This window comes from Dolichospermum planctonicum (assembly GCF_005402965.1).
Lineage (GTDB): Bacteria > Cyanobacteriota > Cyanobacteriia > Cyanobacteriales > Nostocaceae > Dolichospermum > Dolichospermum planctonicum.
Window position 1 is genome coordinate 1 of sequence record NZ_BJCF01000037.1, and the last position, 11,592, is coordinate 11,592.

Sequence of the window (11,592 nt, forward strand, 5' to 3'; positions counted from 1 at the left end):
GGCAACGATACCTATATTGTTGATAATCTCAATGATACCATTATCGAAAATACCGACCCAGGTATAGACACCATTCGATCTAGTGTTACTTACACTATTCCTACCAACGTTGAAAACCTAAATCTGAGAGGAACAGCTATTAACGGTACTGGGAACGTACTTAATAACGTCATCACAGGTAACGACGCTAATAACACCCTTGAAGGTGGTTTGGGTAATGATACTCTCATTGGTGGTAAAGGCAACGATACCTATATTGTTGATAGCGCCACTGACACCATTACTGAACTTACCAACGCAGGTATAGATACCATTGAATCTAGTGTCACCTTGACTCTTGCTACCAACGTTGACAACCTAAATCTGACAGGAACAGCAGCTATTAACGGTACAGGGAACGCACTTAATAACGTCATCACAGGTAACGACGCTAATAACACCCTTGACGGTGGTTTGGGTAATGATACTCTCATTGGTGGTAAAGGCAACGATACCTACATTGTCGATAGCGCCACTGACACCATTACTGAACTTACCAACGCAGGTATAGATACCATTGAATCTAGTGTCACCTTGACTCTTGCTACCAACGTTGACAACCTAATTCTGAGAGGAACAGCAGCAATTAACGGTACTGGGAACGCGGATAATAACGTCATTACCGGTAACTCAAAAGCTAACACCCTCACAGGTAATAATGGTGATGATATTCTCATTGGTGGTGCGGGTACTGATAGCTTAGTTGGTGGTATTGGTGCTGATAGCCTTGACGGTGGTTTGGGTACTGATACCCTCATTGGTGGTGCAGGTACTGATACCTTAGTTGGTGGTGCAGATGATGATATCTATGTTGTTGATAGTCTTACTGACAATGACATCATTATCGAAAATACCGACCCAGGTATAGACACCATTCAATCTAGTGATGATTACACAATTCCTACCAACGTTGAAAACCTAAATCTGATAGGACCAGCAGCAAGAGGTACTGGTAACAATGCCGCTAACGTCATTACAGGTAACATTGCTAATAACTTCCTTGACGGTGGTTTGGGTAATGATACCCTCATTGGTGGTGGGGGTACTGATACCTTAGTTGGTGGTGATGGTAATGATAGCTTAGTTGGTGGTGATGATAATGATACTCTCGATGGTGGTGATAATGATGATACCCTTGACGGTGGTATTGGTGCTGATAGCTTAGTTGGTGGTGATGATAATGATATCCTCAACGGTGGTGATGATAATGATACTCTCAATGGTGGTGATCATGATGATACCCTTGACGGTGGTGATGCTGCTGATAGCTTAGTTGGTGGTGATGATAATGATATCCTCAACGGTGGTGATGATAATGATACTCTCAATGGTGGTGATGATAATGATATTCTCAACGGTGGTGCAAATGATGATAGCTTAGTTGGTGGTGAAGGTGCTGATACCCTCATTGGTGGTGAGGGTGCTGATACCCTCATTGGTGGTGAGGGTGCTGATAGCCTTGAAGGTGGTGCAGATGATGATACCCTCATTGGTGATGCAAATGATGATATTCTCATTGGTGGTGCGGGTACTGATAGCTTAGTTGGTGGTGAAGGTGCTGATAGCCTTGAAGGTGGTGCGGGTACTGATACCTTAGTTGGTGGTGCGGGTACTGATACCTTAGTTGGTGGTGCAGATGATGATATCTATGTTGTTGATAGTCTTACTGACAATGACATCATTATCGAAAATACCCTCGAAGGTATAGACACCATTCAATCTAGTGTTACTTACACTATTGTGGCTGCTAACGTGGAAAACCTGACGTTACAACAAGGCGCTGGCAATATTAACGGTACAGGTAACGCAGACAATAACGTCATTACCGGTAACTCAGAAGCTAACACCCTCACAGGTAATAATGGTAATGATACCCTTGACGGTGGTATTGGTGCTGATAGCTTAGTTGGTGGTGATGGTAGTGATAGCTTAGTTGGTGGTTTGGGTAATGATACTCTCAATGGTGGTGATAATGATGATACCCTTGACGGTGGTATTGGTGCTGATAGCTTAGTTGGTGGTGATGATAATGATATCCTCAACGGTGGTTTGGGTAATGATACTCTCAATGGTGGTGATCATGATGATACCCTTGACGGTGGTATTGGTGCTGATAGCTTAGTTGGTGGTGATGATAATGATATCCTCAACGGTGGTGATGGTAATGATACTCTCAATGGTGGTGATCATGATGATACCCTTGACGGTGGTGATGCTGCTGATAGCTTAGTTGGTGGTGAAGGTGCTGATAGCCTCATTGGTGGTGAGGGTGCTGATACCCTTGACGGTGGTATTGGTAATGATACCCTTGACGGTGGTGATGGTAATGATAGCTTAGTTGGTGGTGCAGATAATGATACCCTCATTGGCGATGCAAATGATGATACCCTTGACGGTGGTGATGGTAATGATAGCTTAGTTGGTGGTGCTGATAATGATACCCTCATTGGCGATGCAAATGATGATACCCTTGACGGTGGTGCAAATGATGATACCCTTAACGGTGGTGCGGGTGCTGATAGCCTTGACGGTGGTGCTGGTGCTGATAGCCTTGACGGTGGTGCAGATGATGATATTCTCATTGGTGGTATTGGTAATGATAGCCTTGACGGTGGTGCAGATAATGATACCCTCACCGGAGGAGTTGGAAAAGATACTCTAACTGGAGGGCTGGGAGCAGACCATTTTGACTACCGCACTTTAACTGATTCTCTTCTCGGTAACTCTTCTGTCGGTGACTTTGATGTCATTACTGACTTCGATGCTACTACTGGCAATGATTTATTCCTCGTTACCACTGCCCGCAGCGGTTTCAATATTGTTCCCACACCTGTACCAGCACTTAATCCAGCCGCAATTACAGCTCTGTTAACTACTAATGTGTTTCCAGCTAACTCTGCTGCTCAATTTACCTTTGGTAGTCGCAGCTTTGTCGCTATTGATGACGGTACGCCAGGATTTAGTGCCACTACGGATGCCATTATTCAGGTGCAAGGTTTAACTGTTAATTTAACACTCAGTAACTTTACTGTGTAGCTTCTGGTATCATGTAGCTGAACCACTTTGTAGAGACGTTTCATGAAATGTCTCTACATTAGCTTTAAATTATCCTGTGATTGATGCGATATGATCAAGATTCAATTATTAATAACGGAATTTGATAACATGATGCGTTACGCTGTCGCTAACACACCCTACGTATCTTTAGCCAAGATTGTTTATAGTCTAACTAGCGGTAGTCTCTTCTACAACCAAGATGGTGCTACAGCAGGTTTTGGTACTGGTGGTGAGTTTGCAGTTTTAGATCCTTTGACTGCTAACGATTTTGTGATTATTGCTTAATCTGGAGTTAGAATCCACTTTCTACTCCCCAAGTGTCCCCCGTTCCCAGTCTAGGACTGGGAACTAAAAGACGAGAAGATGTGAGATTTTGTTTATTCTAAATCAGGTTCAACACCAAGCGCACGCAGTTGGGCAATTAATCTTTGGGTTTTTTGCCTTTCTTGTTCTAACTTTTGTGTTTCTCGTTCAGCTTTTTGTTTTTCCTCTTCTGTGCTGGTTAACATCCAATTACCGTCTTGATCATACCAACGTAACCAAGGCATTTCCACAGTTTTATAACTTCCTTGCCACACTCCTAAACCTAATTTTATTTCGGGAATCCAAAACCGAAAATCTGATAAGTTTACTTCAGCATAACGAGCGCCTGTTAACTGAAACATTCTAAATTCAGATTTATAACGATCAAAGATAGCGTAATAGGGTACTCTTAAAATTTGTTCGTAAACTTCCCATTTACCAGGAGGTTTTTCTACATCTCTTAATGTTTGCCCTAAGTCTTCTTTTTCTGTTCCTGGTGAGAGTAATTCAACGACAATATAAGGATTAACTGCTTCTTGCCAAACTACATAACTTAACCGCAAATCTCTATTCTCATAAAGTGAGGGAACACCTAAGACTGCAAACCAATCTGGACGTTTATACCATGAAGGATGACGCAAATCATAATAAAGATTCAGATCACTTCCTGTAAATATTTGGTCGCTAGGATAATTTGGTGGACGGAATGTTTCTGCTAATAATTGTGGTTGGAATAAATGAAATTGATCTGGTAAACCAGGTTCCTCCGGGTCTTCGCTAGGAAGATCATACATTGTCGGTAATGTTTCTTTAGGGGAAAGTGGCGGATCTGTTTGATACATTCTTAACAATCCTAAAGATAGAATTTCTATTTCTATTATGTCGCAAGATGATTCGGTTTAGAAATGCAATATTTGCATATTATTCCCCGTCTTTTTCCTGTGCTAAAGTCAAAACCTGCACATAAAGCCGATCTGAAATTCTCATTCCCTGTTCTTGCATTTCATCTAAAACATCCTTAACACTATCCAACAAACCCCGACGCTTCGCTAACAGCAAAATCCCCACAGTCCCAATTAGAGGTAACTTTTGAGCCATAGCAACCTTCCTGGCAGCCCTTTCATCAATTAATAACCCAGAAGCACTAATTTCTTCTGCTAAAGCAATAGCTTCTGACTCTCCTAAATCTAACTTAAACGATTGTTGTAACTCCCTAACCAACTGCTGATTATCTACCGTTACAACCTCCAACCAAGACAAATTCTGAACAAGTTTTGCGGCTGGATGCTCACCTCTTTGCAATTCATCAAATACACCTTGGGGAATCACAACTTTACCAAAAAGTTTTGGCAACAAATTAAGATGATTCACTTTTGCTAACTCGCTAATTGGCGTAGTATCAGAAACAATAATCATTTAATAAATCTGCTGATTTAAAATTAACTCTGCCTGTTCGACTTCTTGACGTAATTCCTCCAAATTTTGAGAATCATCAAAAAGAGAAATACCCCATTTTTTCATCATTTCTATTACCTCTAAACGAGAAACACCAAGAATTTTACCAGCCCTGCCACTACTAATTTCTCCTACCTCTAATAATGTCATTACATAACCTTCTTTAGCTTTTTGTAAAGCTTTTTCCTGAACTTCAGCCGAAAGCTGAATACTTTCTAATTGCTCATCTAAAATTGTTAAAGCCATTACCAAAATCTCCTAATTCTACACTGTTATTTTAATCTTTAAACCACTTACCTTAACAATATTTCTTTAGGGGAAAGTGGCGGATCTGTTTGATACATTCTTAACAATCCTAAAGATAGAATTTCTATTTCTATAATGATGGAATATTAGGAGGCAGAGCCTCTAGAGGGCATTCCCAGCCGGAGACTGGGAACGAGTGAGCAACTACACATTTAACGGCTTTTTGGTGACAATTGGCGTGTGACTCTGATTATTTACAATTGGGATAGGTGCAATGGCTTCTTTACCTGTAATTAATCTGGCGCTGCGATTACGGGTAAAATAATTCCATAACCATTGGATCATGACTACTAACTTGTTGTCAAATTCTATGAGGAAGTAGATATGAATGAATAACCACACGAACCACGCAAAGAAACCTCGGAGTTGAATAAATCCTAAATCAACAACTGCGGCGTGTTGACCAATCATTGCTAAACTACCTCTATCTACATATTTAAACTGGCGTAATGTTCCACCTTGGAGGCGTTTTTGAATCAGTTTAGCTACATATTCCCCTTCCTGCATGGCCACTGGTGCAACTCCCGGTAAGGGTTTATCATTTTGATGGGAGAAGTTGGCTAAATCACCAACTACAAAGATGTTAGGATATCCCTGAATACTCAAATCCGGTTCTACTATAACACGACCAGCGCGATCGCTTTCCACTCCAGTCCTATCCGTTAACACCTTACCCATAGGTGAAGCTTTTACACCAGCAGCCCACAATACGGTTTTAGCTGCAATTTCTTTGACTTCATCACCTTGTTTGATTGTAACAATATCATTTTCAATATGTGTTACTAAGGTTTTGGTTTGCACATCTACACCCAAAGCCTTTAATGATACTTCTGCTGTCTGAGATAATTCGGGTGCGAAGGGGGGAAGAACACGATCTAAACCCTCTAATAATAAAACTCTGGTTTCTGATGTGTCAATGTTGCGAAAATCTTCTTTGAGGGTTTTAGTGGCTAATTCTGCAATTGCTCCTGCTAATTCTACTCCAGTTGGACCACCGCCGACAATTACAAAAGTTAATAAAGCTTGGCGTTTAATGGGGTCGCTTTCGTTTTCAGCCGCTTCAAAAGCCATAAAAATCCGCCGACGCATTTCAATAGCGTCCTCAACAGTCTTTAAACCAGGTGCAAATTCTTCCCAGTTATCCTTACCAAAATAGGAATGCTTTGCCCCTGTGGCGACAATTAGGGTATCATAGTGGACAGATTCCCCTTTGACTATCACATTCTGAGCTTTGGGGTCAATATCATAGACTTCACCCAACAATACCTTTGTATTTTTGCTTTTGCTGAGGACAGAACGCAAGGGAGAGGAGATATCTGCTGGGGATAAAGCACCTGTAGCGACTTGGTACAGCAGTGGTTGAAAGAGGTGAAAATTGCGTTTATCAATGAGGGTGATTTGTACATTGGCCTTAGCTAAAGATTTAGCAGCATATAAGCCACCAAAACCACCGCCAATAATCACGACTTGATGGACTGGTTTTTTGTCAGACAGATCAACCATAACAGATATTTCCTTCGATAACAGGTGTTGTAACTATTCTTAACAAATTTGTATCAAAATTGTCATAATTATTTCTGTTTATCTTGAACTTCTGAAAAAAAAAGTAAAAGTAGGGGATTTGTGAGGAGGTAAGGACGCAAGGACTACACTCACTCAGGAGTCAAGGGGAAGAAAGAAATTCCTGTCTGTTAAGAGTTCCCCAATTTGCGATAGAATCAAAATTCTGCCAATTTCACAACAACCTTTGCGGACAGGAGATGCTTCTATGGCGCGTATGTATTATGATGAAGATGCTAATTTAGACCTTTTAGCGGGTAAGACTGTTGCTATTATTGGTTATGGTTCTCAAGGTCATGCTCACGCGCTCAATCTAAAAGATAGCGGTGTTAATGTGATTGTGGGATTATATCCCGGTAGTAAGTCCACAGCGAAAGCCGAAGCTGCCGGCTTGACTGTAAAAAATGTGGCTGACGCAGCTAAAGCTGCTGATTTCATCATGATTTTATTACCTGATGAAGTCCAAAAAACAATTTATAAAACCGAAATTGAACCAAATTTAGAGGCTGGAAACGTTTTAGCTTTTGCACACGGCTTTAATATCCATTTTGCACAGGTTATCCCCCCCGCTGATGTTGATGTCGTCATGGTTGCACCTAAAGGACCCGGACATTTAGTCCGTCGTACTTACGAACAAGGACAAGGTGTACCTGCATTATTCGCAGTTTATCAAGACGCAACCGGTAAAGCACGCGATCGCGCTATGGCCTATGCTAGAGGTATTGGTGGTACACGGGCGGGTATTTTAGAAACCACTTTCCGGGAAGAAACCGAAACCGATTTATTTGGGGAACAAGCGGTATTATGTGGTGGTTTGAGTGCTTTAATTAAAGCCGGTTTTGAAACCCTGGTAGAAGCAGGATATCAACCAGAACTAGCTTATTTTGAATGTCTACACGAAGTCAAATTAATTGTTGATTTGGTCGTAGAAGGTGGTTTAGCGACAATGCGTGATAGTATTTCTAATACCGCCGAATATGGTGATTATACTCGTGGTCCCCGTGTTGTCACCTCTCAAACTAAAGCGGAAATGAAGAAAATCCTCAGCGAAATTCAATCTGGACAATTTGCGCGGGAATTTGTCTTAGAAAACCAAGCGGGTAAACCTGGTTTTACTGCTATGCGTCGTCAAGAAGCTGAACATCCTATTGAAGCAGTTGGTAAGGATTTACGCGCTATGTTTAGTTGGTTGAAGAAAGCTTAATTTCGGATAATTGTCAAAGAGGTGATTGGTAATCATCAATTACCTCTTAATCTCTATTTAGAGATTGCTACCTAGAAAATAGCTATGATAAAATAAAAAGATAGGTCTGCTGCAATCTTATCTTTATTCATAATGTTTATTTCTCATATAATACTCAAGAATTGGCGTAATTTTCTGTCAGTTGATGTTGGATTAGGTGACAGAGTTTTTATAATTGGTCCTAACGCCTGTGGTAAATCTAATTTTCTGGATGTATTTCGCTTTTTACGTGACATTGCCAAACCTGGAGGTGGTTTACAAACAGCGGTAAAAGAGCGTGGAGGAGTATCTAAAATTCGTTGTTTGTCAGCGCGGCAAAATCCCAAAATTGAAATTGAAGTACACCTGTCTGATTATTCTAGTCATCAACCTATATGGAAATATGCTATTGGCATAACACAACAAACTAGAGGTTATCGTCAACCTATTTTAGCCTACGAGCGTGTATGGAAGGGAAATGAAATAATAGTTGATAGACCAGATATAGACGATGAAAAAGATGAATTACGACGAACACAGACCCACTTGGAGCAAATTAGTGCTAATGCCAATTTTCGAGAAATTGCTAAGTTTTTTGAATCAGTTCTCTATCTACACCTTGTACCGCAGTTACTTCGTTATCCAGAGGTGTTTTCTGGACCGGGAATTTCAGAAGATCCTTTTGGCAGAAGTTTTCTAGAACGCATTACCAAAACTCCTGAAAAGACTCGCAAATCTCGACTAACAAAGATTGAAAATGCTTTGCGTTCTGCTGTTCCCCAATTGAAACATCTTACTGATATAAAAGATGAAATGGGTGTTCCTCATTTAGAAGCAGTATATGAGCATTGGCGACCTCAAGCCGGCAAACAAAGAGAAGATCAATTTTCAGATGGAACATTACGTCTAATTGGCTTGCTGTGGTCATTACTAGAAAGTGATTCACTGCTGCTTCTTGAAGAACCAGAGTTATCTTTAAATGCAGCAATAGTTAAAAAATTACCTTCTTTAATGTATCGAATTCAACGTCAGAAAAAAAGACAAATAATACTCACTACACATAGCGCGGATCTACTCGAAGACGAGGGAATTGGAGGTGAAGAAATATTACTTTTAACACCCAGCTTAGAAGGGACTAAAGTTACTACAGCATCTTCAATTGATAATGTACGTGATCTGCTAGAAGGCGGTTTAAGCATAGCTGAAGCCGTATTGCCATTAACTAAACCATCTGAGATTAATCAATTGGAGATTCATTTATAGTGGATTTAATACCTATTAATTTAGCTGTTGAAGACCCACTGAGTGAAGCTGTATTGCGGACAATTTTACACCAGTCAAATCGCCGTTATATAGTGGGTAATTGTTATTCTAAACATGGTTTCGGCTATCTTAAGAAAAATATCAAAGGATTTAATAATGCTGCTCAAAGAACACCTTATATAGTTTTAACAGACCTTGACAGAGCAGAGTGTCCACAGGAACTAATTCAGGAATGGCTACCATATACGAAACATCCTAATCTTTTGTTTCGTATTGCTGTTAGGGAAGTAGAAGCATGGCTTTTAGCTGATAGTGACAGCTTTGCCAAATTCTTAGGAGTTTCACAAACATTGATTCCTCAAAATGTAGACGAAATTAGTGATCCAAAACAAACGTTGATTAATATTGCCAGAAAATCTAGAAACCGTGAATTACATGAGGCTATAGTTCCACGGTCTAATAGCACAGCAAAGGTAGGTAGAGACTATAATGGACAGTTAATTTACTTTGTTAATAACTACTGGCAAATGGAAGTAGCTAAGTTATGTTCCCCAAGCTTACAAAGGGCTATCAATGCTATATCTAAATTTGAGCCAATATGAAGGAAAGGGGCAGGATTTTCATCCTACCATTGAAAAATTTTCTGAAGATATATTTTAATTCCCATCCTGTAAGTTCTCAAATCCTGTAAATCCTGATTTTGACGATTTTGACTTAAAGTGCTGGCCGATGTTGAATCCAAGGGTTGGCCGCTTCTAATTGGGCTGCTAAACTAATTAAAGTAGACTCGGCCGCAGGTTTACCAATTAATTGTACACTTATGGGTAAACCGTTATTATCAAAACCCATCGGCAGAGCGATCGCAGGTAATCCGGTAGCATTTGCAACAGGACAAGGGGCAACCCAATGGACAATTTTAGCAAATGTCTCTTCTGGACTCAAATCTGCCCATTCTCCCACGCGAATCGGAGAATGGAGATAAACTGGTAATACTAATACATCTATGGTATTAAAAAACGCGACAATCTGCCGGGAGACAATCTGCATTTGGGCCAGTGCTTGCAGATATTCACCTACAGAACCATTTTTTGCTAATAACCAGCGGTTTAATGGTTGCAAGGCTGCTGAGGGAATTCCTGCAACTGCTACTCCTGCTTGCCAAACTACTTTAAATGGTTCAATTAAGCGACTAAAATCTGGGTATTGTTCCGTAATTTGATGTCCAAATTGTTCTAATAACTGGACTGTTTTTAATACTCCCTGTTGACAATTTATGTCAGCTTCTCCGAAAGGCATGATCTTGGTACTAAAAGCAATTTTCAGAGGATTTAATTTAACCTCAGTTGCATTCAGAAAGGATGGCTGTGGATCTGATAACCAATAGGGATCACCTGTGACATATCCAGATATAACATCTAACATCGCCGCTGCGTCAGCTACGGTACGGGCAATGGGTCCATCCACAGCAATACCACCTAAGTTTTCACCTACAGGGGCTTTAGTAACTCTACCTTTAGCGGGTTTAATTCCAACTACGCCACAACAAGCCGCAGGACCACGAATCGAACCACCACCATCTGAACCTTGAGCGATCGCACTTAATCCCGCTGCTACCGATGCTGCGGCACCACCACTAGAACCACCAGGAGTATATGCCAAATTCCAAGGGTTTCTAGCTGGGGGAAATCCGGTAGGTTCGCTGTAAGGAAAAGAACCTAATTCAGACGTAGCAGTTTTACCAAGAATAATAAACCCAGCTTGTTTAATTTTGGTAACTACACCATCATCGTCATTAGCGATATTATTTAACAGGGCTGAATTGCCATAAGTGCAAGTCACGTTTGCAACTGCATTCAAGTCTTTAATAGAAATTGGTACACCAAAAAATGGAGGTAATTCTGAAGTTGTTGTGAGTAATTCTGTTTTAATTTTAGCATCAGCAACGGCTAAATCTGCCGTAACTGTGAAATAACTTCCCAATTGGGGGTTTAAGCGTTCAATGCGTTCTAAATATACTTCTACCAACTCTAGGGGTGAAACTTCCCGCAGTCGAATTAATTGCGCTAACTCTAAAGCTGGGGTAAAAGCTAAATCATTATTATCCATATAACATGATATCAGAAATCAAGGTTTTTGTATCTGAGGAAATCTAATTTTTCATGAACACCAAAAAAGAAGGTCGTGGTAGCGGTAGGTTGAAACCGACCCGTTAATTCCACTAGCTATAAAAACGGAGAGGGAGGGATTCGAACCCTCGAAGGGATATAATCCCTTAACAGATTAGCAATCTGCCGCTTTCGACCACTCAGCCACCTCTCCAGTCATGTTTAACAATGTTATCAGAAGTTTTTGGGCTTGTCAATAGTTATTTTGTTAAAAAATTAAAT

General features: G+C 40.5%; 10 protein-coding genes and 1 tRNA gene. 5 read left to right on the plus strand and 6 right to left on the minus strand.

The window, feature by feature from the left end; all coding sequences use genetic code 11:
* Positions 1-3,075, plus strand: a 3,075-nt coding sequence (locus tag FFO06_RS15160; protein ID WP_137908787.1) for a calcium-binding protein, incomplete at its 5' end; no start/stop codon positions are given.
* A 90-nt stretch (positions 3,076-3,165) separates the two neighbouring features.
* Positions 3,166-3,381: a hypothetical protein gene (locus FFO06_RS15165; RefSeq protein WP_137908788.1), complete on the plus strand. Its 216-nt coding sequence runs from the start codon at positions 3,166-3,168 to the stop codon at positions 3,379-3,381.
* Between the two features lie 92 nt (positions 3,382-3,473).
* Here the strand turns inward: FFO06_RS15165 and FFO06_RS15170 are convergent, their stop codons facing one another.
* The 4 genes from FFO06_RS15170 to FFO06_RS15185 all read right to left on the minus strand — a co-directional run bounded on the left by FFO06_RS15170 (position 3,474) and on the right by FFO06_RS15185 (position 6,663).
* Positions 3,474-4,241, minus strand: coding sequence for a Uma2 family endonuclease (locus FFO06_RS15170; RefSeq protein WP_137908789.1), 768 nt, complete (start codon positions 4,239-4,241; stop codon positions 3,474-3,476).
* Positions 4,242-4,320: 79 nt separating this feature from the next.
* Positions 4,321-4,815: a PIN domain-containing protein gene (locus FFO06_RS15175; protein WP_137908790.1), complete on the minus strand. Its 495-nt coding sequence runs from the start codon at positions 4,813-4,815 to the stop codon at positions 4,321-4,323.
* Positions 4,816-5,100: a UPF0175 family protein gene (locus FFO06_RS15180; RefSeq protein WP_137908791.1), complete on the minus strand. Its 285-nt coding sequence runs from the start codon at positions 5,098-5,100 to the stop codon at positions 4,816-4,818. It lies immediately after the preceding gene.
* Positions 5,101-5,304: 204 nt separating this feature from the next.
* Complete coding sequence (locus FFO06_RS15185) at positions 5,305-6,663, minus strand: NAD(P)/FAD-dependent oxidoreductase (RefSeq protein WP_137908792.1); 1,359 nt, start codon at positions 6,661-6,663, stop codon at positions 5,305-5,307.
* Between the two features lie 265 nt (positions 6,664-6,928).
* Between FFO06_RS15185 and ilvC the strand changes: the two genes are divergently transcribed.
* The 3 genes from ilvC to FFO06_RS15200 all read left to right on the plus strand — a co-directional run bounded on the left by ilvC (position 6,929) and on the right by FFO06_RS15200 (position 9,807).
* A complete protein-coding gene (gene ilvC / locus FFO06_RS15190; RefSeq protein ID WP_137908793.1) occupies positions 6,929-7,924 on the plus strand; it encodes a ketol-acid reductoisomerase in 996 nt (331 codons plus the stop codon).
* 132 nt (positions 7,925-8,056) lie between these two features.
* Entirely contained in the window at positions 8,057-9,205 is a 1,149-nt protein-coding gene (locus FFO06_RS15195; protein ID WP_137908794.1) for an AAA family ATPase, read from the plus strand.
* On the plus strand, positions 9,205-9,807 hold the full coding sequence (locus FFO06_RS15200; protein WP_137908795.1) for a DUF4276 family protein: 603 nt from the start codon (positions 9,205-9,207) through the stop codon (positions 9,805-9,807). Before FFO06_RS15195 ends, FFO06_RS15200 begins: the two co-directional genes overlap by 1 nt.
* Before the next feature lie 112 nt (positions 9,808-9,919).
* Here FFO06_RS15200 and FFO06_RS15205 read toward each other — a convergent pair whose 3' ends face one another.
* Together FFO06_RS15205 and FFO06_RS15210 are read right to left on the minus strand one after the other, a co-directional pair.
* Positions 9,920-11,311 (minus strand): amidase, encoded by a 1,392-nt coding sequence (locus FFO06_RS15205; protein ID WP_137908796.1) that lies wholly within the window; start codon positions 11,309-11,311, stop codon positions 9,920-9,922.
* Between the two features lie 125 nt (positions 11,312-11,436).
* Positions 11,437-11,524, minus strand: a tRNA-Ser gene (locus FFO06_RS15210).
* Positions 11,525-11,592: the final 68 nt, after the last annotated feature.

Bases quoted from the DNA above. Each gene is read 5' to 3' on its own strand.
- FFO06_RS15195 (WP_137908794.1), top strand. From the start codon at position 8,057: ATGTTTATTTCTCATATAATACTCAAGAATTGGCGTAATTTTCTGTCA.
- FFO06_RS15205 (WP_137908796.1), bottom strand. From the start codon at position 11,311: ATGGATAATAATGATTTAGCTTTTACCCCAGCTTTAGAGTTAGCGCAA.
- FFO06_RS15165 (WP_137908788.1), top strand. From the start codon at position 3,166: ATGATCAAGATTCAATTATTAATAACGGAATTTGATAACATGATGCGT.
- FFO06_RS15185 (WP_137908792.1), bottom strand. From the start codon at position 6,663: ATGGTTGATCTGTCTGACAAAAAACCAGTCCATCAAGTCGTGATTATT.
- FFO06_RS15175 (WP_137908790.1), bottom strand. From the start codon at position 4,815: ATGATTATTGTTTCTGATACTACGCCAATTAGCGAGTTAGCAAAAGTG.
- ilvC (WP_137908793.1), top strand. From the start codon at position 6,929: ATGGCGCGTATGTATTATGATGAAGATGCTAATTTAGACCTTTTAGCG.
- FFO06_RS15180 (WP_137908791.1), bottom strand. From the start codon at position 5,100: ATGGCTTTAACAATTTTAGATGAGCAATTAGAAAGTATTCAGCTTTCG.
- FFO06_RS15170 (WP_137908789.1), bottom strand. From the start codon at position 4,241: ATGTATCAAACAGATCCGCCACTTTCCCCTAAAGAAACATTACCGACA.